This window comes from Prolixibacter bellariivorans ATCC BAA-1284 (assembly GCF_000621705.1).
Classification (GTDB): domain Bacteria; phylum Bacteroidota; class Bacteroidia; order Bacteroidales; family Prolixibacteraceae; genus Prolixibacter; species Prolixibacter bellariivorans.
Map to the genome: position 1 here is coordinate 42,318 of NZ_JHXO01000014.1, position 23,694 is coordinate 66,011.

General features: G+C 43.6%; 17 protein-coding genes. 1 reads left to right on the top strand and 16 read right to left on the bottom strand.

What is annotated here, in order from left to right; translation table 11 throughout:
- Positions 1 to 2 precede the first annotated feature (2 nt).
- Positions 3 to 1,157 carry an AgaS family sugar isomerase gene (locus tag T426_RS0118520; protein ID WP_036984939.1) on the bottom strand — a complete coding sequence of 385 codons (1,155 nt, stop codon included), beginning with the start codon at positions 1,155 to 1,157 and terminating at the stop codon, positions 3 to 5.
- A gap of 251 nt (positions 1,158 to 1,408) precedes the next feature.
- Here T426_RS0118520 and agaR point away from each other — a divergent pair, with 251 nt between their 5' ends.
- Entirely contained in the window at positions 1,409 to 2,188 is a 780-nt protein-coding gene (gene agaR / locus T426_RS0118525) for a transcriptional repressor AgaR (protein ID WP_025865751.1), read from the top strand.
- Positions 2,189 to 2,563: 375 nt separating this feature from the next.
- Here the strand turns inward: agaR and T426_RS0118530 are convergent, their stop codons facing one another.
- The 15 genes from T426_RS0118530 to T426_RS0118605 all read right to left on the bottom strand — a co-directional run bounded on the left by T426_RS0118530 (position 2,564) and on the right by T426_RS0118605 (position 23,685).
- The gene (locus T426_RS0118530; RefSeq protein WP_025865750.1) at positions 2,564 to 3,319 is read right to left on the bottom strand and encodes a LytR/AlgR family response regulator transcription factor; all 756 of its coding nucleotides are present in this window, start codon (positions 3,317 to 3,319) and stop codon (positions 2,564 to 2,566) included.
- Positions 3,300 to 4,370, bottom strand: coding sequence for a sensor histidine kinase (locus T426_RS25300; protein WP_025865749.1), 1,071 nt, complete (start codon positions 4,368 to 4,370; stop codon positions 3,300 to 3,302). Before T426_RS25300 ends, T426_RS0118530 begins: the two co-directional genes overlap by 20 nt.
- Before the next feature lie 5 nt (positions 4,371 to 4,375).
- Positions 4,376 to 5,359 (bottom strand): NAD-dependent epimerase/dehydratase family protein, encoded by a 984-nt coding sequence (locus tag T426_RS0118540; protein WP_027586099.1) that lies wholly within the window; start codon positions 5,357 to 5,359, stop codon positions 4,376 to 4,378.
- Positions 5,356 to 6,174 carry an SDR family NAD(P)-dependent oxidoreductase gene (locus tag T426_RS0118545; RefSeq protein ID WP_027586100.1) on the bottom strand — a complete coding sequence of 273 codons (819 nt, stop codon included), beginning with the start codon at positions 6,172 to 6,174 and terminating at the stop codon, positions 5,356 to 5,358. The genes T426_RS0118540 and T426_RS0118545 overlap by 4 nt, the downstream gene beginning before the upstream one ends.
- Positions 6,164 to 6,610, bottom strand: coding sequence for a DUF2062 domain-containing protein (locus tag T426_RS24275; RefSeq protein ID WP_169737700.1), 447 nt, complete (start codon positions 6,608 to 6,610; stop codon positions 6,164 to 6,166). The genes T426_RS0118545 and T426_RS24275 overlap by 11 nt, the downstream gene beginning before the upstream one ends.
- An 8-nt stretch (positions 6,611 to 6,618) precedes the next feature.
- Complete coding sequence (locus T426_RS0118555; RefSeq protein WP_025865746.1) at positions 6,619 to 7,164, bottom strand: SRPBCC family protein; 546 nt, start codon at positions 7,162 to 7,164, stop codon at positions 6,619 to 6,621.
- Between the two features lie 717 nt (positions 7,165 to 7,881).
- Entirely contained in the window at positions 7,882 to 8,820 is a 939-nt protein-coding gene (locus T426_RS0118560) for an alpha/beta hydrolase (protein WP_025865745.1), read from the bottom strand.
- Positions 8,821 to 8,822: 2 nt separating this feature from the next.
- A complete protein-coding gene (locus T426_RS0118565; RefSeq protein ID WP_025865744.1) occupies positions 8,823 to 10,592 on the bottom strand; it encodes a glycoside hydrolase family 2 protein in 1,770 nt (589 codons plus the stop codon).
- Between the two features lie 24 nt (positions 10,593 to 10,616).
- Complete coding sequence (locus T426_RS0118570; RefSeq protein WP_025865743.1) at positions 10,617 to 13,073, bottom strand: glycoside hydrolase family 2 TIM barrel-domain containing protein; 2,457 nt, start codon at positions 13,071 to 13,073, stop codon at positions 10,617 to 10,619.
- Between the two features lie 266 nt (positions 13,074 to 13,339).
- Positions 13,340 to 14,695, bottom strand: coding sequence for an alpha-L-fucosidase (locus tag T426_RS24280; protein WP_025865742.1), 1,356 nt, complete (start codon positions 14,693 to 14,695; stop codon positions 13,340 to 13,342).
- A 30-nt stretch (positions 14,696 to 14,725) separates the two neighbouring features.
- Complete coding sequence (locus tag T426_RS0118585) at positions 14,726 to 16,666, bottom strand: sialate O-acetylesterase (RefSeq protein ID WP_025865741.1); 1,941 nt, start codon at positions 16,664 to 16,666, stop codon at positions 14,726 to 14,728.
- A gap of 12 nt (positions 16,667 to 16,678) precedes the next feature.
- Positions 16,679 to 18,673 (bottom strand): retaining alpha-galactosidase, encoded by a 1,995-nt coding sequence (locus tag T426_RS0118590; protein ID WP_051569025.1) that lies wholly within the window; start codon positions 18,671 to 18,673, stop codon positions 16,679 to 16,681.
- A 256-nt stretch (positions 18,674 to 18,929) separates the two neighbouring features.
- A complete protein-coding gene (locus T426_RS0118595) occupies positions 18,930 to 20,381 on the bottom strand; it encodes a cellulase family glycosylhydrolase (RefSeq protein WP_025865740.1) in 1,452 nt (483 codons plus the stop codon).
- 125 nt (positions 20,382 to 20,506) lie between these two features.
- Positions 20,507 to 22,066, bottom strand: coding sequence for a glycan-binding surface protein (locus T426_RS0118600; RefSeq protein ID WP_025865739.1), 1,560 nt, complete (start codon positions 22,064 to 22,066; stop codon positions 20,507 to 20,509).
- A gap of 23 nt (positions 22,067 to 22,089) precedes the next feature.
- Complete coding sequence (locus T426_RS0118605) at positions 22,090 to 23,685, bottom strand: RagB/SusD family nutrient uptake outer membrane protein (protein ID WP_025865738.1); 1,596 nt, start codon at positions 23,683 to 23,685, stop codon at positions 22,090 to 22,092.
- Positions 23,686 to 23,694: the final 9 nt, after the last annotated feature.

Sequence of the window (23,694 nt, forward strand, 5' to 3'; positions counted from 1 at the left end):
TCTTAACGTTCATAGATGATTACACCTTCAACCACTCTCGATATAGTCCCCGACAACGACGGTGCATCAGGATCCAATCCCAGGTTTAGTGATTTATAAAAACCCAGTAATTGCGCCAGCATAATCTCGGCCACACACAGATACTCAATTTCCGTTGTTGAATCAGATGCACTCCCAAAGCGTACATCAAGGTCAAAGGCAACCTGTTCAATGGTCAGCGGCATATGCGAAACAGCTATTTGAGCCATTCCTTTAACACTATCATTTATTTGCCGAACCAAATCGTATTCATACTTTCGGGAATAATCATCATCCGAGAACAAATAGACCAGGAGAGTTTTGTCATTCACAATAGCACGTGGCCCGTGCCGGAATCCAAGGAAGGAATTGAATGCACACATGACCTTCCCATCTGTCATTTCTTGCAGTTTTAAATGGCTTTCCTCTGCTGTTCCCAATAATGGACCTGCTCCAAGAAAGACTGCTCTTTCAAATTCCAGTTCAGCGATCTGGGCAATTTCCTTTTCATATTTAGAAAGGATTAGCTCTCCCCATTTTGCCAGTTGGTTGATTTTAGTCTCTTCTTCCGCCAGCCGATCAACTTTCGCAGTCAAAATATAAGCGAGCATCATCGATGAGAAACTACTTGTCATAGCCAGGCTGACATCATTTGTCTCAGGCGGCAGAAGAATTCGGAGGCTCCTGTTGTTATCAGTCATTAAATAAAGCTCTCCCTCCTCATTGCATGTGATGATCAAATGATAAGCGTCCTGACAGTAAGCATCCAACATTTTTACGACCGCCAAACTTTCCGGACTATTTCCTGAGCGTGCAAAAGAAACCAAAAGAGTAGCCTGCTCTTTTTGCAAAAAATATTCAGGATGGGTCAGTAATTCAGTTGTCGGAATGACACGTCCCTGTTTTTGCTGATACGGCACCCTTATTCCATGCACAGCTCGTCCAATAAAAGCAGAACTTCCAGCTCCTGTGAGAATCACATCAACATCCTTATCAGAAAGTCCCCGAAAAAACTTCTCTATATCGGACTTCCGTTCCTTAATCATCTCATAAGTCCTATTCCACATTTCGGGCTGCTGAGCAATCTCCTTTCGGGTAAACCTTCCTTTTACTTCGACCACATTGTCAATTCTTGCCATAGTAGTATTTGATTTCATTTCTATTATCCACCCAAAGAAACATTTTGTTTTGTTTCGTTTGCTTTCGTTTTGTTTCATACAAATAAATTGAATTATTTTTAAAAAACAAAACGAAACCTTTCGAAATGAATAAAAAATTAAAATTTTAAGTAATATTCGGCTCTATTTAACCAACGTTGCCCCTTACTTCGGATTACTTATTTTCAAATTTATGGGGAATGTTTATATCTTTGAACCAAAAGAAAGACAATATGAATACTGAAAACCTGACCCCCGAAAGAAGGGACTATATACTAAAGAAAATAAGTGAACTGGGTAGTATAAAAGTTAAAGATGTAAGTGCAAAATTCAATGTTTCGGAAGTTACAGTTCGAAAGGATTTGGAACTTTTGGAAAAAAAGAATTTGTTACTTCGCGTAAGAGGTGGTGCAATTCAGCTTAATTATAACCCGATTGAAGAAGACACTCCTATAACAATTAAGCAACAAAAGAATTATCGGGAGAAACAATTAATTGGCAAAGCAGCTGTCTCGCTGATTAAGGAAAATGACACAATAATTCTCGATTCGGGAACAACCACCCTGGAAATTGCTAAAAATCTTCACAAATTCAAGAACTTGTCGATTATCACCAATGCGTTGAATATCGCTTTGGTCTTAAACGAGTATAAAAAATTCCAGGTAATCATTCCCGGGGGTTATTTGCGGGAAAAATCCGTATCGCTTGTTGGCCCGATTCCAGAATCATTTCTTAAGAACTTTTACTGTGACAAGCTTTTTTTAGGTATCGATAGTTTCAATTTGGAAAGAGGAGTTTCCACTCCCAACCTGGAAGAAGCCAGTATGAACCAAATGATGATTTCCATCGCCAAGGAGGTCATTGCTGTTTTCGATTCAAGTAAATTCAATAGAGGTAGTTTTGCATTCATTGCCCCGGTAAATAAAATCAATACCATAATTACTGATTCCGGAATCGATCCCAATATGAAAGAAGAATTGGAAAGACTCGGAATAAAAGTAATAGTCGCCTGAGCTTAGCAGTGATATCATAATCCATACGCTAACCAGGAGTTGAGTATCTCAAGAGCGCTTGGTAATTTAAGCTCTCTTCTCGAGATAGATTTTCTTCTTGCACTCCTACCACGTCATAAGAGGTACCAATCCAGAATTTACGGAGTCAAGTCAAAGTACTTCTTCCACCCGCTTCATGGTTTTGTCTTTCTAGGCCCATACTCTGAATTCCCGCTCACTCCTGCCCTGTGAAATATGAGTTTGATTTCACGGGGGCTGCCCGGGCTATCTCGAATAATTGCAGGGAACGGGCCGCCACACCTATCGTCTCCGGCGATGTGGGAGAATGGAAATGATATTGATAATTGGAACGGCCAGAAGAGTTTTAGATAAAAATCAACGATCGAGCCAAAGTTTAAAATCTTTAGCACGTTCGCGGCTTACAATAATATCCTCCTCCGAATTGGGGGTTATTTCGATTTTGAAGCGACTATTAAACCAAGTATGAATATTCCGGATGCTTTCAATATTTAGCATGTATTTCCGGTTTACCTGGTAAAACAGTGCAGGATCGAGTAGTGATGAAAGCTGGTCGATGGAATAATTAACCGGAAAACGGGTATTATCGAACGTAACGGCAAAAGTCAATCCATCATCATAAATAAACCAGGCTATATCTTCGCTTCTTATCGACCGGTAGCGATCGCCAAGTTTTACCAAAAACCTTTTTTTTATTTCCGGTTTTTCACGGAAAACAATCCTTTTAATCAGTTCACTCTCAGGCGGCAGAAACATTTCCCTGAAATTCCGAAACTTATCCATCGCATCTTTAACTTCATCGTAATCATAAGGTTTTACAATATAATCAATGCTATTCATCTTAAAGGAACGCAACGCATATTCATTGTACGCGGTTGTAAAAATTATCGGTGTTTCCACTTTTACCTCGTCAAAAATATCAAAGCAATCGCCATCGTTTAAAAGAATATCCTGAAAAACCAGATCAGGAAAAGCATTATTCCGGTACCATTGTATACCTTCCTTGACCGAACCGATTACATCGAGCACTTTTATTTCCGAATCATATTTTCCAAGCAATTGAATTAATCGGAGTGCAGTATGTTTTTCATCTTCAAATATTAAAACGTTCATAATCGGAATAATTTAACACCGGTATTTTAACTTCAAATTCACCGTTGGTTTTGTTAACGATTACTCTTTTTTGTGATACCAACTCGTATCTTTTTGAAAGATTTTTTAATCCCGTTTGTGTGGAAAGTCTTTTGGTATCGCGCGGATTCAAATTGTTCCTTACCACAATAAAATCATTCTCTTTGCTAATCGTAATTCTCAACGGATTTTCAGGATTATACTTGTTGTGATTAATGGCATTTTCCACCAGAAGTTGCAAGGTAACCGGGGGAAGAAAGGTATTTTCAGCAAAGGATTTGTCCAGCCTGTTTTCCAAAAAAACGCCATCATCGAGCCTTGTTTTAACAAGGAAAAAATAGGCCTCCAAAAACATCAATTCTTCTGACAGTTTTACCAAATGAAACTCATTCTTTTCAATAATATAACGAAGTGTTCTGGACATTCTGACAATAAAATCAGCTGAAAGATCGGCATCTTCATAAACGAGCGATGAAAGCACGCTTAAGCTATTAAATAAAAAATGAGGCTCAATCTGAGCCTTCAATGCCTTGTATTGGGCCAGAATATTTTCTTTCTCCAACTCTTTCGCTTTTAATATTTCATTTTGAAGGTTCTTTTGCATTTCGTAATAACCATCGAAAGCGAGAATTAACAGGTAAATACTGGTCAGCGAAACAGTTAGTTCAGGATTCAGAAATGAGTTTTTGCTCCATGTCTCCGCATTTCCAAAGAAATAAACATCACCCAAACGGTAGAAATGGTTTAACGAGACTACAAGAATAAAACCAAGAACAGCATGTAAAAAGGTAATAATAACGATTTTAAGACCTACTCTTTTTATATTCCTTGTCCAGCGTTGAAAAAAGCGATTAAAATAACCGGCAATCTTCCAAATTACTAAACCATAAAACACAAAAAAGAGGGTAAACACCAAGCTGCGCAAATTCAATTCAAAAGGCCCATTCGGAAACGACTTGTCAAAACTTTTTATAATGGTTTGAATAAGAAAAACCACCCAAAACCGCAGCCAAAACTTCCTTATCCCTTTCATTCCCTTTATTTTATATAATTATTCTTTCTGAACCACAAGATAGTTTTTTCTATTGACTGATATATCGGAGTCATCTCAAAATCAATTTCATTCATCGCCTTTTGAGCGGTATAGAAATTATTCTCACACAACATTTTTGCATTGACAGCGGTAAGTTGAATAGGAATATGAAATATTTTTTCTAACATATCTCCAACAAAGCCTGCCGTTTTAAGCACCCATGAAGGGATTTGAATAAAAACAGATTTTTGACCTACTACACCCGTAATCATTTTAAAGAACTCGAGGTATGAAAGATTTTCGCCGGCCAGCAAATAACACTCTCCTCTTTTTCCATTAAGCATAGCATTCACCACTCCTTGTGCTGCTGTCTCCACGTCTACAAAATTCTTCCCTCCGGGAGGATAAAAGATTACAGGCTTCTTTAGCACATGAAAGAATATTCGACCACTGCTGGGTTTCGTATCATTATCTCCAATCATAAAAGTTGGATTAACAACCACTGCATTCAGTTGTTGTTTTATTTCCTGTAAAACCATTTGCTGTGCCAGTAATTTACTATAAGCATAGCCCGATTTTTTCAACCAGGGCATAAAAGGCTTTTGCTCATTACCCGGAGCACTTTTCGTACCATTGCCAAAACAATTGGCCGAACTAACAAAAACAAAACGTTTCACTTTGCACCTCAAGCAGGCATCAATCAAATAGCGGGTACTTTCAATATTGGTTTTGTAAAAAGCCTCCACATTTGATGGTGCCTGGGAAGTTTTAGCTGCTACATGTATAACATAGTCGCAACCACTAACCGCTCGTTCCACCTCCTCCTTATCGGTTATTCTGCCTTCGAAGAGTACACAGGTTACTCCTTCCAGCGCTTTACGATTACTGCCTTCACGCACCATCGCACGCACAGCAAATTTCTGTTCGGCCAGTTTTCTTACAACATGTGACCCAAGTAATCCATTTGCTCCTGTTACAAGTACATTCATTTACAAATATTCCCTACGATTGGCTTCGTGCTTTTTATCTCATTCCTTAGTGAAATACGCATTATCTTCAAACGCATCCAAACCGGAACAATTTTGAACATTAGCCAACTTAATTTATTCATGACCCCAGGAATTATTAGCTCGTCATCTCTTAGTAGCTGACGTATACATATTTGCGCAACTTTTGCAGAGGACAGCGCTGTACTACGAATAAAACGATTGTGGCTGTCTATCCGGCGAGTCACATCAGCGTTGGTTCGCATTCCGCCGGGATGAGCTACACTCACCGTTATTCCCGTTCCCTTTAACTCGGCTCCCAATCCACGTGAAAAAGAATACACAAACGCTTTCGAGGCAGGATACACCGTTTTAAACGGCATCGGTCCAAATGAAGCCATGCTTGCGATGTTTAAAATGTACGCCTTACCTTGTCGTTTTAGAACCGGTAAAAGCAACCGGCTTAACAAAACCAGCGCCCGCATATTCAGCATAACAATCTGGTCGATATACTCAGGTGTCGCCTCCAAAAAAGATTGTGTCCCACCAACGCCGGCATTGTTAATTAAGATCTCAATCTCCAGATCATCAATTTTATCCACCAAAAATTCAACTGCTCCAATCTGCGTTAAATCCAGTTCAAACGTTTTCACCTGCACGTGGTACTTCTTCGCTAAATCCAGTCCCATCTGATTAATTTCTTCACCGGGAAGTGCAGTTAATATCAGGTTCTTCCGTAACCGGGCACACTCCAGGGCTAATTCTTTTCCCAGGCCTGTGCTGGCCCCGGTAATAAACGTATATTTTTCAATCTTCATTTTTGGATTTTATCTTTCTTGTTAAAATGGAAAGTGAAACATAGTAACCTAGAAACATGGCTAAAATACCGGTAATAAAACCACCCAAAAGGAGTGAAAGAAATACATCGGAACCGGCTTCAATTACTGTTTTTGCAAAACCTATATTTATTTGCTTCGGGATGTGAAAGGAGGAATCGATTCCGAGAATTTTCTTGCCCAACCAATAATTAAAAGCAAAAACAAATACACCGGTAACAACATTTGTATTAAAAACCCCCGCAATAGCTGCCCCCTTATGGAAACGCAAAAGAGAAGCCAGCACAGCAGAAATCAACATTTGAAAACCGGGAAATGGTAGCATCCCGACAAATGAACCAAGTGCAAAACCACGTGCGACAACCTTAGGATCGCCATTTAAAACGAACAACCGTTTTACCCCATCTATTTTTAGCATTTGAATCTTCATTGTGTCTCAGCCAGATATTTTAATTCATGAAAAGAATCGATGAAAAGTTTTTGAATAACCGGATCCTGTATAAACCTTGGAAAAACAGGTTTTGTGAACGAAACAGCCCTGTAGTCAATTAGGGTATTCCCCTCACCTGCCGAAATAAACTTCCATTCCCCCATATAATTCCGCATCCGCTCTATTCCTTCTTTTTGTGGGAAAGCTTTAGGCTCAGCAGTAATAATAATCTCAGTTTCCGACCTGCCTTTCCTAACAACGTGCCGTGTCACTAAATCTTTTTGTTTCATCGGCCACGGGTAATCCATTAACGCATAGGTCACCCAACTTGAATCGTTGATTGTTTTTATCCGGAACTCTTTAATTCCAACAGCCCAGGAGAGATAGTTTTCTGCTCTGGTGAATTGCTGCAAAATCGCCGGAATTTCAGCGTGGATAAAAAATTGTACGCGCATTTCACGCGTTCTCAATGAATCGGTATTCAACCACCGATAATATATGGAGATGCCTTCAGTTTCCCGGGAAAGTTTCCAGCCTCCCATATCTTTATTTCTATCTGCCGCGGACAATTCTGTGGATATACACAGTAACGCTACAAATAAAATTGTTTTGAGAATGACCATTATTCATTTGTTTACAGTTTCCACCGCTAAAATACCGCGCAAAAGACTGCTCCAAAAGTGAATTTCCGTGAAGCGGCATTTTACTCTTTCAACTGTAAAAAACGCTTGCTGAATTGTTTTCTAGTCTGAATTAATGACAAGACCTTTGGGGAATATCGGGAGTTAGCAGGTGCTATTGCCAAACAGAATACTGTCAAAAAGCGGTGTTGCACTGAGAGAGCAAATTTAGCTGTTTACCGGCAAGAGGAAGGAATGCGTTCCGAGAGACAGCCTTAAAAGTGATCAACAAAAACGAGAAACAGATACATGTCGCGTCTCCGGGTGAGGTTGCATTTAAGATTAGATGCGCCGCGTTTAAGTAGGTGGCCCGGTTCCCATAAATATCGAGGCATTACTGCCATATACATTGAGGTCCAAAAGAACGAATCCCGATGGGAATCGGGACTCGTCAAAGTGCTCCTTTGACCCGCGTCATGGTTTTTTCTTATCCAACCCACTTTCCGGAATTCTCGTGCAAAACGCCAATGAATAACTAAGAATGAGTATGATATATTGAGTAACCTGTCTTCAGTTCTCGGTGTCGGGTCAAAATGATTTTAACTCTCACTCGTTAAAGAAAAGAAGGATGAAACCAGCCTATTTCCTATTTAGAAAGCCGCTCGCCTCCATCCATTTCCGGCAGGCTTCGGGCCAGGTCGATTGAGTGCTTCCCCCGGGAGCCATCCCATATCCATGTCCGCCCGATTGGTACACGTGGAGTTCGCAGGGGATCTTGTAGTTCTTCAAGGCCAACGCATAATCAATGCTGTTCCGCACCGGAACGACATTGTCATCCATCGACTGCACCAAAAATGCCGGTGGAGTTTGCGCATTGACCTGCAACTCGTTTGAAAAATGCTTCACCTGTTCCGGCGTAGGATTGTTGCCAAGCAAATTCACGCGCGAGCCCCAATGGGTAATTGTTGAATCCATGGAGATGACCGGATAGATCAGCAGGGAGAAATCGGGGCGGGCGCTGGTTGAATCTTCGGGGTCATACACCTTTTCATTATAATGGGTTGAAATTGTGGATGCCACATGTCCGCCTGCTGAAAAACCCATGATCCCGATTTTGTCCGGATTGATGCCCCATTCTTTGGCATGGCGCCTGACAATGCGCATCGCCCTTTGCCCGTCCTGCATGGGGGCAATCGATTTGTTTTTCATGATGGCATCGTCTGGCTGACGGTATGTCAATACGAAAGCGGTTACCCCAAAACTGTTGAACCATTGGGCTACCAACAGACCTTCATGCCGGATAGCCAATCCTGCATAGCCACCGCCCGGGCAAATAACAACTGCCGTGCCGTTTGCCTTTTCCTTAGGAGCAGGATAAAAATAGAGATCAGGAGTGGTAATGTCATGCTTATCGATCCAACCTTTGGTTGTATCTACATGCTGCTTGAATTCGTCACTTTGAATAGCTCCGGGAACCTTGCCGTTCCAAATGTCAATTACCTGAATTTGCGCCGACAGACTGCCGATTGTGGCAATTACGTAAATCAATGCCACGACTAATTTTTTTAAATCTAACATGCTCATTTTGTTTTATAGTATTCGTTCATAATGTACCAGGCTTTCTTCTTTTCTCCGTGTTCAGAGATCAGTCCTTTCCTGTTGTATCCTTTCTGATACACCTGATTCATGCGCCCCAACGACCTATAGTCGAACAGAATCCAGGGACACACGCCACAAAGGTTAGGGACTGTGCTGAACATCGTTGTCTGGTCCATATAAATTTGCTTTTGGTAATCTTCGCTCCATTGCCCGGCTTCGTCGCCCGGCCCATCGCTTCCGTACAAAGCGCCACCGCCGAACTCAGAGATAAACACCGGCTTATCGGGCCATGCTATTTTCCATTTAGTTTCCGATGGCTTCCCTTGCCAGGGAATGTACCACCCGATGTATTCATTGAGAGCAATCAGGTCGGAATAGTTATAGAGCGGATCCCACACGTTAAAGGTGTTGTTGTTATAGCTCTGCGTATTTATCACGTGTACAATTAAGCGGGTAGAATCCAATGCCCGGCATTTCTGTGTAAGCTCAATAAGGGCTTCATTGCGGTTCGGTGTTCCGGGGTAGGTCTCGTTGGAAAGGCTCCAAATCACCACGCCACAGCGGTTCTTGTCCCTGCGGACCATTTCTTTCATCATGGTTTCCATTTTTGCGGGAACCAGACTATCGGAAAACTCGATGTGCTGATACACCGGGATTTCATCCCACACCATGATGCCCATTTTTTCGGCTTCCTTCACCATGTTTTCTGCATGCGGGTAGTGGGCCAGCCGAACCAGGTTGCATCCCAGTTCTTTCGCTGCATTGAGCAGTATCTTAGCATCCACCTCCGAATAGGCCCTTGCTGCTTTGTAGGGATTTTCTTCATGAATATTGACCGCTTTCAGAAAAATCGGTTTCTTGTTCAACAACACTTTGCTTCCATCAACTTCAATGCTCCGGAAACCAATTTCATCCGCAACGGAATCTGTTTCACTTTTGATAATTACCTGATAAAGCTTCGGATTTTCAGGCGACCAGAGTTGAAAGTCGGCAGTAAGATCAACTTTTGCCAGCCCATTTTCGTCCGATCGGATTTTATAATCCACGTTGAGTTCCGGAATTTTTACTTCTACAGCCTGCCCTGCTTGCGTTCCATCCAGGTGAACCCAGCCAAGCACTTCATCGAGGCTGCCTTTTTTCAACTGAATAGAATAATCATCGATATAGGTGTTGTTCGTTTCAACCAGTGCGACATCGCGGGTAATTCCACCATAGTTGAGCCAGTCGTAGCCCAAGCCGGGCACCCCGTTTTTCAGACGACGATTATCCACTTTAACGACCAGCGAATTGGCTCCATCTTTGACTTTGCCGGTAATTTCAAACTGAAAAGGGGTAAACCCACCTTCGTGGCTGCCGAGCTTTTCACCGTTCAGGTAGACATCGGCCAAGTAATTTACTGCCCCAAAATAAAGAAACAATCTCTTGTCCGACTTCGCTATATAGTTGAATTGCTTTTTGTTCCAAACAATCCCTTCTGTATATGTCAGGTCACATCGTTGGGAATTAAAGTCTCCCGGCACACTAAGTTCCGGCCCGCCTTCAAAGGAATATTCAATAAAATCGGTCTTTTTTTGTGGTTTCCTTTCCTGCCAAACTTGTCTCCATTGACCGATGTCGGTGGGGTCGATAATTACTTTCCATTCGCCGTTCAGGCTCGTTAGATGCCGGGATTGGTGATTGATCATTGCGGTTTGCGCGCTCAAAAGATCAACGAAAAGAAGAATGATTACAAAAGTCAAAGTTAGTTTCATATGAGCGAAAATTTTTGTTTCCTTTTAATCCTTTTTCCCAGAAATTGCTTTGATCTCAACAGCATTTTTTGCCAGCCCTGGTGACGAAACCGTAAGCTGAATATCGCCTTGTCTATGCATACTTCTAATCACAACCATTGCCCTTCCATGCCATGCCTTGCGGGTATTTCCCACATAAGGATCAGTATCTTTCATATCGCTATTGCACACGCCCGCAATGACACCCGGCCCTTCAATGCTAAACTGCAATCGGTTGGCGGCGTTTGGTTGAACAATCCCATCGTTATCGGTAACTTCAATCGTAATATATGACAAGTCCTGTCCGTTGGCGACCAGCTCGTTTCGGTCAGCCGTTAGTTTCATTTTTGCAGCTTCTCCGGCCGTTTGCAGCGTGGCCGATTCAACTTCCTGATCATTTTCAACCCCGACAGCTTTTAATGTACCGGGCGAATAAGGCAAAGTAAATGTTGCTTTGTGCTCCTCCTTTTCTGTTGTTTGTTGTTCACCCACCAGTTTATCGTTCAGGTAAAGCCGAACTTTTGGGTATTTGGAATACACTTCTACCTGAATGTCCTTTCCTTCGTACCCCGGCCAGGTCCAGCTTTCCCAGGTTGGCCATACCGACCACCAGGTCAGTTTGATCTCACCATTATCCGGATTCGGCTCGCGAACGGCCATGTAGAGCTTTTCAGTATCGTTCCACAAGATGTTACGATAGTGCGAAATAGGTTTTCGCCATCCCGTCAGATCAACATCTCCGCAGTAGGCTCCGTGGACGGGAAAAAAGTCGCCTTCCCAATGCTCGCCCGGAGGATCGTTCGGATAATAATAACGGCCAATACCCGATTCACCCAAATAGTCCATCGCTGTCCAGACAAAATCGCCAATAACGTAGTCGTTGTTCTTCACCAACTCCCAATTTGCAAAAGCATCCCGGGGATACGATTCCGTTTGAACAATGATGCGGGAAGGAACCCGCTGGTGATCGGAAGGTGCGCTGCTCAAATGATAATTGTACCCTGCGACATCGTGTACCGCCATCAATGGGTCGAAAATATCCCAATCGTTTCCCCAGCCAACAATAGCTGATGTTACAGGACGCGTCGGGTCCAATTTCTTGATTTCTTTCACCAGCATCTTTGCCGTTTCAACCGCCTGCGGCTCTTTTCGTTCAGGTATTTCGTTGCCGATGCTCCACATAACAACAGACGGATGATTGCGGTCGCGCAACACCATGGCATCCAAATCGCGCTGCCACCAGTCATTGAAATAGTTGGAGTAATCGTATTTGTTTTTACCAACCTTCCAGCAATCAAACGATTCGTTCATCACCAGCAGTCCCAGCCGGTCGCAGGCATCCAAAAAGGCCTCGGAAGGCGGATTATGGGAAGTTCGAACGGCATTATAGCCTGCTTTCTTCAGCAACTCTACTTTGCGTTCCTCGGCGCGATCGAAAGCGGCGGCGCCCAAACAGCCGTTATCGTGATGTACGCAACCACCGTCAAGTTTTACGGTTTTACCATTCAGTTGAAACCCGTTTTCAGGAGTGAATTTAATGGAACGAATGCCAAAGGTAGTCTTGCTTTCGTCGATGGTTTGACCTTCTTTTAAAACCTGAATTTTGGCCGCGTACAAATTGGGGGTTTCGGGTGTCCAGAGTAACGGATTTGAAACCTGAATCGACCGGGTGACCTCTTTTTCGCTGTTAGCCGGTAACTCGACCTCCGCCTCATCCTGAGCCACGCCTTTCGAGTTTTCAGCCAACAAGTCGGTTTTGAGGGTGATATGCTGCGATGAGTTGGTCCCATTCCTGACGATTGTTTTTAATTGAACGGTTGCATTTTCCGCCGACACTTCAGGAGTCGTAACAGCAACTCCCCATTGGGCCACATGCACTGGGTTGGTGATCCTCAACCACACGTGGCGGTAGATGCCCGAACCACTGTACCACCGGCTGTTGACCTGTTGTGAATTGTCCACCCGCACCGCAACGACATTCTTTTTGCCAAAATCCAGATACGGCGAAAGGTCGTAGCTGAATGATGTGTAACCGTAGGGATGAACGCCCAGCGATTTCCCATTGATGAAAACTTCGGAATTCATATAAACACCTCCAAAATAAATGGAAATGTTCCGGCCTTTCCATGCATTGGGAACACTGAAAGTTTTACGGTACCAGCCAATGCCCGCCGGGAAATATCCTCCGGCAGCACCCATCGGGTTTGTATGGTCTATTTTCCCTTCAATGCTCCAATCGTGAGGCAGGTCGAGGCTGCGCCAGTTTGCGTCGTCGAAACCCGCTGAACTGGCTGCGGCGGTATCGCCCAAAAAGAACCTCCAGTTGGAGTCGAATAATTGCTTTCGCTCAATGTTGACTGATTGCTGCGTACAGCTCAACATACAAACGAGCATGAGCAGCAATGCTGCCGGGATTCCTTTCTTATAATAACGGCATTTTTTTTGTGTGCCTAGCAGGTTCATCGTATTTATTGGTTTGAATTAGTATAAAAGGGACGTTTTCAATTTATTGGTTTATGACCAGCATCTTCGTATCATCCGAATGAAAGACACGAATACCGTCCATATTGATACAAAAGCCGACGTTCTTCATGTACTGCTCAATATCAACGCTATCCTCTATGTACGACATGTGTTTTAACCCGAGAGCTTTCACCGTCACACCATCAATGGTTTGTGTGAGATACTCTTATTTGTTTCGGGCGTGAGCTCACACATCCATTTTCTCACTAAAACACAGCAGCTTCGGGTGCTCCGGCAACATCAAGCACAACAACAGAATCGTCGCCGTCAGGGGCATTAGTAGGTAACGAAATCTGTACTTTCCCATCTTTAACGGAATAATCAAGCGCTTTGTCCGGATCGCCCATCAGGTAAACTTTTGTAATGGAATTTTTCAATGCCGGAATGGAAAGCACTCCATTCTGCGGCCATGCAAAGACATGGGCAAACAATTTACCTTCCTTTTTGGTGTAAAAGCCCCACGCGGGTTCAGTTTTAAATGGACTGCGCGTTGTACCGTAAATGCTTTCCCCATAAACGGCCATCCATTTTCCTATTGCTTTTAAGCTATCTGCTGTTTGTTCGGGAACAGTTCCGTCACCTTTCGGACCAATATTGAGCAAGTAGTTGCCATCTCGCGAAACCACTTTTACCAGTTTCTGAATCAAGGCTTTGGTTGATTTGTAGTCATGATCGTTTTTGTTGTAGCCCCACGAATGATTTATCGTTTGGCAAGTTTCCCAAGGACGGCTCAGAGGAGCGTCGGGCACTTTTTGTTCAGGGCATTCATAATCGCCGAGACCGAAACTACGGCAAACCCGTTCGTTGACCACCAGGTTTGGATCAAGTTTTATCAAGTAATTATACAGATTGACCCCATCCGATTTCGTCCACCATTTTTCAAGGGTGGGCTGGCCGGCATTGTACGTCCAATCACCATCAAACCATAGCGAGGCGGGATGATAGCGATCAATCAACTCCTTGAGCTGTGCTTTCATATCCCGGATATAAGCCGTTCGCGCTTCATCCGACTTCATGGTTGAGTAAGTCGAGCCATTGATATGGCTAATCTCCTGCGAAGAATGGCTCCAGTCAAGGATCGAATAATAGAGACAGAATTTGATCCCGGCAGCATCACAGGCCTTTTTCAGTTCCATCAGCACGTCCCGTTTCCCAAAGGGTGTGAAGCGCTGCAGACTGTACTTTTTTTTACCCGTTACATCTTTAAAGCTTTTCACTTTAGTGTCCCACATGCTAAATCCTTCGTGGTGTTTGGCCGTGATGACAATGTACTTCATGCCGGCATCTTTTGCCAGTTGAACAATTTCATTGGCATCGAATTTCGACGGATTAAAATGAGACGAGACTTGCTGCTGATAATCGGCCTTTTTCCAGTGTTCAATACTGAAAGCCCACTCACCATGCGCCAAAAAAGAATAGCTACCAAAGTGGATGAACATGCCAAATCGGTCATTGTACCACCACTTTAATTTCTGAGGAATGTGATACTGGGCATTTGCCCGGAACGATGGAACAACACCCATCAAGATCATCCATGCGAGTATGATGAAACGCTTCTTCATAAACCTAATTTTGAAAATCTTAATTCCATTCTATCTTTGAGTAATTCCTTTCCAGTCATCCGTTCTGAAAGGCACCGCAGGCAGGCCTGCAGAATTCACCAGGTTGCATTCAGGATTATCCGCCCAGGCATAGCGCACCGCTACCGGTTCGGCAACTTCATCGGAATATACGACAACTTCATTGCTCTCAATCACCGCTTTTGCCCAATGGAACTGCTTGTCACTTCCTGCAATCGCAAAGCCCGTTACATCTTTTCCTTCGCTCGTTGAAAGGCCTGAACCAATATCGGAAAAGCTGATGCGGATTCGATTTCCTTCCTTATGAAAATCTTTGTACATGGGCCCGGATGATACACAATCTTGTTTATACACCATTTTATTGGCAATGAGTGCCAGCCGTCGACCTACCTCCTGCTTGTTAACAGGATGAATACTGCCTGCTTCTCCAATATCAATAGCACAAGCCATTCCTGTATTGGGTTGCGAAAGAGTCATTGTTTGCGCTTCTCTCAGTTCGGCCCATTCACTATCAGATGGAAGCGAATTTCTTTCCATGTAATTAGCCAGTTGAACAAATAAAAAAGGGAGGTTGCCCTGCTGCCAGCGCCGCCTCCAGTCTTTAATCAGCATGGGAAATAATTTCCGGTAATTGTAAGCATCTTCTGCATTCGATTCGCCCTGGTACCAGAGAAATCCTTTGATTCCGTATGGAATAAGCGGGTTTATCATCGAGTTAAAGAGCACTGTGGGATACCCCTGATAATTTATCATTTTCGGGATAGCCGGCTCCAAATCCTTTTTATACAACCATTGCCCGACTAAGGTAATTTTTGATGAACCATCAGTAATAAAAATATCGGTGCCCGGATTCAAACCGCCTCCGCCCCATAACATTGCTATCCTTATAGCAATCGTATTTTCTCCAGGCTGCACCAAATCGGCAGGAATCGTATATGAATGAGTAGCATTGCCATACCATACATTCTTGCATATTTCCTTACCATTGAAATAAAGCGAATAGTTCATTTCCGGATGACCCAGATTAATGGTAAGACCTTTTCCCTTGAAGGATTCAGGCAGCGCTATCTTTTTCCGCAGCCAAACCATTCCTACATAATCTCCGATCCCAAAATCCTTCAGCACTTTAGGCATATCAATTTTTGTCCAACCGCTATCATCATAATCCGGAGCGGGAACTATTTTGTCCGTATTATTTTGCGGATTGTAAACAATGTCCCAAAAGCGGACCTGGTTCAGGCTATCTCGTATAACATCTTCCCTGTTATAATGGAGGGTATCGGCATTCAGAGTTTCTGTTCTGGTAATGGGTGATGTAAGTAACATCTCCCTGCTTGTCCAGGGCTCTATTTTAGTACCGCCCCAGGTGCTTTGAATGATGCCAATCGGGACATTTTGATCAGCATGAATTTTACGGGCAAAAAAGTAAGCTACTGCCGAAAGCTCCTTCACATTGTTAGAATCGCATACTTCCCATCCACCAGTTGATAGATCTGTTTGAGGTTTCACCTCGTTACGATGATCAACAATAAGAAAACGCACTTGTGGAAAATTGGCGCTGGCAATTTCTTTGCCTGCATCTTTAGCCTGTTGTACCTGCCATTCCATATTTGATTGCCCGGAAGCCAGCCAAACATCACCGATGAGGATCCCGTTTAGGTTTATTTTAGTCTCCGGTATTCCTGCTTCAGCAACTGAGAGTATGTAAGGTCCGCCCGCGTTGAATTTCGGAAAATGAACCATCCATTTTCCTGTTTTATCTGTTTTAACTTTAACGGTTCTATTTCCAAGTTGGGCAACGATGTGTGAGCCTGGCGTCGCAGTTCCCCATAGAGGTATCCTGATGTTCCGTTGCAAAACCATACTATCGCCAAAAACTTTGGGCAAGGATATTTGCGCAGAAACCAACGCAACAAAAAAACAAAGTACAATACTCAAAACAATTTTTCTCATGGGTGCGATGCATTACAATTTCTCAAAGCGTGCCGCCCATCCTCCTCCGGGTGCCAAGTTCACTTCAATTTTATCCTTATTGGAAACAATTTTGATTTCACGTTTGTAGTCGGTGGCATCGCGGTCAGCATTCACCCCGTCGCTGAATATTATGGCCTTGTATTCTCCTTCAGGTAAGAATGAAAGATCGATAGTCAGCGACCGGCTGTCCCAATTGGTCATCGCCCCAATATACCAGTCATCACCTTTACGACGGGTCGTTACAATGTACTTTGAAACTTTGGCATCCAATATTTTCGTTTGGTCGAATACTGTGGGCGTTTTGGCAATAAACCGCGCACACTCCGACTCTTTCCGGTAGGCTGTCGGATTATCGGCCATCATTTGCAATGGCGCTTCGAACACCACGTACATAGCCAGCTGGTGGACGCGGGTTCCCTGGCTCATCGGCATTGAATTCGAAGGGTGAAAATTTGCCTTTGTTGCATTGCGCATGGCACCGGGTGTGTAATCCATCGGGCCGGTCATCATGCGCATAAACGGAAGTGTCACATCATAAGGCGGAACATTATCGGTTGCCCATTTGACGTTTTCCATGCCTTTAACGCCCTCGAAATTCAGCACGTTTGGCCATGTGCGTTGGAGGCCCGAAGGTTTCATGCCATGATAATCAAGGATCATTTTGTAATGGGCCGCCATTTCGGCCAACGCGTAACAAGAGTGCATCGCCAGTTGGTCGTCGCGGTCAAAAAAGTCGACCTTGAATCCCTTGACACCCATGGCCGAATATTTGGCAAACGCTTGCTCTTTCACCCTATCGAAGTCGTGCCATGATGCCCACAGGATAATCCCCACATGCTTGCTTTTTGCATAGTCCAGAATTTCTTTCAGGTCTATTTTATCGGAAGGGGTCATCACATCGTGCCCTTTGTACCAGCCTTCGTCAAGCACCACATATTCCACTCCGTAATCTGAAGCAAAGTCAATGTAATATTTGTAGGTCGGGGTATTTATCCCTGCCCTGAAATCGACATGCGAAATATTCCAGTCGTTCCACCAATCCCACGCAACCTTGCCGGGCTTGATCCACGAAACATCGGCAATGCGGGATGGTGCAGCCAACCGTTGAACCATATCATTGTCGGCCAATTCTTTATCGTTATTGCTTAGGAAAACAATCCTCCATGGAAATTGGCGCGGAGCAGTCGTTTTAGCAATAAAATCCGCTCTTTGATCGACCATAAAGTTAAGGTTGTTAAATCCACCGACCCGTTCTTTCAAAGGATATTTTGGAAAAATACCATGAACACCAAATTTTGTAGGGGCGTTTATTTTGTAGTACATCCCGGGATAATCCTCCAGGTCGGTTTCCATGAGCATGGCTTTTTTCTGGTTCCCTAAATCGACCAAAAGAGGCAGAATCGCCAACGAGTCTGCCCTGAAATGGGACAAAGGAATATGGTCGTACACCGCTTCGAATGCCGATTCAAATGGGTCCCCTTCCCTCAAATCGCGCACGTAGGGTATCCAGGCTTCATGATCAGTTTTGAAGTTGAAGTTCGCATCTTCGTTGGCAATGACGATGCCTCCTTTTTTTGATGAAAAGAAACGATAGGCCACCCCATCGTTGTAAGCCCTGAAAATGACGCCAAAATCGCCTTTACAGGTTATTGCCAACTGATTATAGTTGTCGGTGACGCTATCCTTCCGATAATTGATTGCCTTTAGTTCTTCGTTGACTGAAAGCCTTTTGGCTGATCTTACCTGTACATTCCGGCCCAAAGCCGTTCCGTCTGCCAATTGAAGCGAAATCAGTGACGGCGCCAGTACAGTATCACCAGCATTTATCAATGTCCATGACAAATCGGCACCAGCCTGTATGTGCAAAACAATTTGCTTGTCAGGTGATTCCAGTTGGTACACTTTCGGTTTGGTTGTAGCATTGCAGTTGAAAATAAGAAGAACTACAAGCAAAAAAGGGGCAAGCGAATAGGTTGCTTTTTTCATTATGTATACATATTATTTTGTTTCAAAAGCGCAATTTATTTGAATCTTTTGCTCTGAAATTGAAGATTTACATTCATCAGTTTAAGACTTCATATTGAGAATTTTACTTCTTCAACGATTGAAGCTATGCCTGCAACGGGTTAGATGTTCCAAGCCCCCATGCATTCATACCCACGAGTGGCCAAAATGAAAGAATTGTACTTTTTAAACTCATTTTCAATACTGTGATGATTTAAAGTCTTGTTTAATTTGATTTTTATTGGTTTGCTCCTGCCATGATAGCATCAAGAGTGCGCTGATCTTTTATTGTGTAGTTTGACCTATCAATTACACTACCTGTATCCCACCAGAATGGAATTAAGCCATTTTCTAATGCTTTTCTTGTTACATAAGTAATCCAATGATCCACTGAATTATTGTGTTTCTCCAATTCTTTAGGTACATTCTGGGTATTACCCCTCCTGTAAGCTCCATACTCACCCATGATTACCGGGATACCCTTATCTACAAACTTGCTTTTTGCCAAACTAAACGACTGATCTACTGCATCCTCTTCCCCGTATGTAGCATTGCGTTCAGGCTCAATATCAGAATGATAATCTTTACCCCAGTAATAAACCATTTTACCCCAGTCCACGTCTTCATTCAATATGCAGAATTGAGAAGGACTGTAAAAATGTACCTCAGCCATCAAACGCCCCTCAATCTCATCCGTAGGCATGTGCATCAAATCATTACTTTTCTCAATATTCGTACTTGGCCCCTGAACTACAAGCACCCTATAGCTGTTTCTTCCTCCGGTGGAGCGAACTGCGTTTACAAAAGTTTGATGATAGGAAAGTAGTACTTCCATTTGTTCGGCGTTCTCTACATGTGGCTCATTGGCGCTGGCAAACATCAGGTGTTCGTCAAAATCGCGCATGGCCGTTGCGATTTGCTCCCAGTAAGCTTTTTGTTTGGCGTTTACCGAATCCTTTTTCTCCGGTATACAGTTGTTCTCGAGCCAGCCTCCATCCCAATGGATATTTAGGAGCACATACATGTCATTGTTCACACAATAGCCAACCACTTCTTTTACCCTGCTGAGCCAGGCAGGATCGATGCGTGCAGTTTTTTTGTCCACCACATGGTGCCAGTCCCAGGCGCAAGGAATGCGAATAGCATTGAAACCTTGCTGCTTTACAAATTTTACATAGTCTTCTGTGATAACAGGGTTTCCCCAACCTGATTCTCCTCCGGGAGCTTCCATCGTGTTGCCGATGTTCCAGCCCAGTTTCATTTTTGCTGCCAACTCCATTGCGGTACTGGCCATTCCAGTATTATCGGGCGCCTGGGGCGATGCATTGTAAGAAGGGAATAACTGGCTGGGCTGCGAAACTGCAATCCGGCGAGATTGGCCGTTTGAGGAGATAACGACAATGGTCGTCGAGCGAGTTGCTCCTGTACTGTTAACCGTTGTTGACAATACAATGGAAATGCTGCCGCTATTGCCGGACATTTGGCTTAATTGTACCCATGATGCGGAGTTGTTTACACTCCATGAGTCATTGGAGTCGATTATTATCGTTGACTCCCCCCCTTCTGCTTCAAAAGTTAGCTCATTGACAGAAACCGTCAGGATGGGATCCACCCGGTCGGTGCCCTCGCAGGAAACAAAAAACAGAAAGACACTGAGAATAACTAAAATTTTCTGATACAGTCTGAACATCGTTTTACTATAAAAATTTAATAACCAGTTCAAGAATAGAACTCTGTCAGGTAAAAGCCCCGACAGATTTATTAAATAAAGTTGTGGACAAACAGGACTCTCCTGCCTGTCCACAACATAAAATGCTATCGTCTTACCACCCTGAAGTTATCAAAGGCAGCTTCAAAATTGTCAGTAGTTGAAGTGCGATAGTTATGAAGATAAATTCTAAAGTATGTCTTTCCTGAGCTCGCATCTAACAAATCCGAGACTTTTGAAATAGAATCACCTTCTCCGTCTTCAAGACGGAACGAGGATAACGGGATAGTTACGGTTTGCCACCCGTCAGTAGTAACGGTAACAGACTTAGATACTGATACTCTCCACGGTTCATATCGGGCTATATAAGTACTTGCACTTTGAGTTCTGAAACAAAGCGTACCTCCGCTCCATGGTTTCGTAACATTCATTTCAAATTTCAAGGCCCATTTGTCGCCCGAATCATCCAGGTTCTCTGATGGTACCCACTGACCACCGCCATCGCCAATAAGAATTTGATTTCCTCCCCAATCTTCAAGATAACCATCTTCTCCGGCAGCCAGAGGAACGCTCTTATAGACAAGGTACATACCGTAACCAACACCATAGTCAGTATTATAGGAAGGCCAGTCTGAATTAGGGTCTGAGCTATAAAGATTCACATCGCCATTACCCCAGCCCCAGCCGAAATAATCGCCCCACTCCATATTGGCCAAAATGCCTACGCCACCGGAGTTTATAAACGCAATATCATTCACATTATAAGCAGTTGTAAATGAACCCGCCTGTGTTATAATCTCAACCGGACCGCTTTGTAACAATGCCGGGGAAACAAAACTAAGAACAGACTCATCTGCCGATACTTCGTAGTCGGTTATTTCTGTACCAGCAAAAGTAAAATTTTGAATTGCGGTAAAGTTATACCCGTATAAATGAACCATATCACCTTCATGGGGCACCTCTAATGAGATATATGATATTACCGGAGGACCAACAATTTTAATTGAGAAATTAGTTGACCCTACCTCGGTGGTATAAGTAATGGTATTTGCCAATAAAGCATTGGAACCCGATAAATCAGCAGGCACCTGGACTATTGCGCTTGTGTCGGTATAAACCACCTTGCTCAAATCGGCAGCAATACCCTGAAATGATATTTCTGTGGCATTCTGGAGGTTATATCCGACAATATTGATTTCATCGCCGGGGTACAACACATTAACAACCGTATCATTTGGAGAAGTTTCATTATTTCTCACACGAGTAATCAATGGCGCGCCAATAATATTGATATTAAATGTAGCCGTCCCCCCTTCACTGATTGCGGTTACGGTATTTAGTTCATCTGCCGGAACTGATTCAAACGGGATATCAGGCAATTGCACAACAAGGCTTTCGTCGGAAAAAAGCGCTGTGTTGATTCTAGCAGGTACAGAGCCAAAATACACCTGCCTAACTCCACTCAGGTTATGTCCCAACAAAACGACCCATTGGCCGGTCTGTATCGTTGTAACAACCGTATCATTGGGAGAAGCGGCATAATTTACGACACCCGTAATAACCGGTTGTTCTACTTTTTCCTTCTGACAAGCGGACACAAATAAGATCACCGCTGCCAGAAAAATTGCCTGCCAGTAATAGGTGTATTTATCTATTCTATTTTTCATAGTTGCTATTTTTTTCTTTTATACTAAAAATAAGGTACGGGTGCGTCTAACAACTTTGGATTAGCCGTTATTTCAGATGATGGGATCGGGAGCCTGAATGAATTAGCGGTAGCCGGTGTAATAACGCCAAAGGGATTCTCCGGTTCCGCGACTCCGTCATTATACGTGAAGGGAACACGCTCTCCTCCATTCAGAAGGCTGATTGCTTTCTGCGGGTTGTAGTATGAAAGGCTCACTAAATCACCCCAATACTGACTTTCTGCAGCCAGCTCGATCCTTCTTTCTTTAAGCAGGATATCGGCATCAATCGAATTTACCGGCTGTACCCCGGCTCTTGTGCGTACTTTGTTGAAATACATCAGCGCATCGCCATCTGCGGTTGAGCTGTTGTTACCCAGAATTGCTTCGGCGTAAACCAGGTAAACATCAGCAAGTCGCAGCAAGGCATTTTGCTCGGCAGAAGAATACAAGGTCATGATTGGTACATTGTTATCTTTTTTCGTTCCAATAATGTGTTTCTTCATTCCGGATTCGCCAGTAAAAGTATATCCGCCGGCAGCGGCGTTTAACTCCGGATAATAATCGCCCTTTAGCATAAAGGTTGCTTTGCGCCTGATAGTATCATCTGCGGAGTATTGCAAGTACATGTCGTAGCTAGGGCGTATCCCAAACCAACCGGCCTGTCCGTCGGCAGAAATTTCAGTACCGCCCGGAGAATAGATTTGCAACATGTTCCCGTGAAACCAATCACTGGTGGTGGGATCCCAACGCAAAGCGAACAGCGCCTCATCGTTGTAATTGTTCTCGGTTTTGAACAGATCGGCATAGTTATCCATCAATTCCAGTCCACTGTTTTTACAAACATTGCCCGCGTATAGTTTGGCGCTATCTAAAAGCGCCTGATCGCGTTCCCCGATGCTTTGCGAAGCTAAGCCGGACCATGATAAATAGACTTTAGCCAACAACCCCTGTGCAGACCATGTGGTAACCCTTCCGCGCTCCCAGTCTGAACCCACTGCCTCAGGAAGATTTTGGACTGCAAATGTCAGGTCGTTCACAATAAACTGGTAAACATCATTCACCAGGTTCCGGGGAACTAAAGGTGAACTAATTAGTTTGGTATTGTCTTCGATGATAGGAACGTCGCCCCATAACAACCCCAGGTTGTAGTAAGCATATGCACGAATAAACCTGGCTTCGGCAAGAGCCGCATTTTTATCTGCTTCGGGAACAGATTCCGGAGTTTTTGCGTTTATAGCGTTAATAGTGGTATTACAATGGGCAATTACCTTGTACATACCTCTCCAATTGGCAACTACGGCTCCGTTTAAACCAGTAACCGAAAAGGTATTGAGCTGAACAGCATCATCATTATATCCCAGTACCATATTTCCACTCATCACATCACCTATGGTCAAATAACTGGTATAAGTATATTCGGCCCAGGGCGTACCGGCATATAAAGCGGCGGTTGCCAGCTTTAAATCAGAAGTAGTTTGATAAAAGTTTTCCGTACTGATCTCCGATAGTGGAGGACGATTGAGAAAGTCCTTACTGCAGGAGGCCAATAGCCCGGCAACCAAAAGCGCCAGATAAAATATTTTTGATTTAAAATTCATAGCATTCGT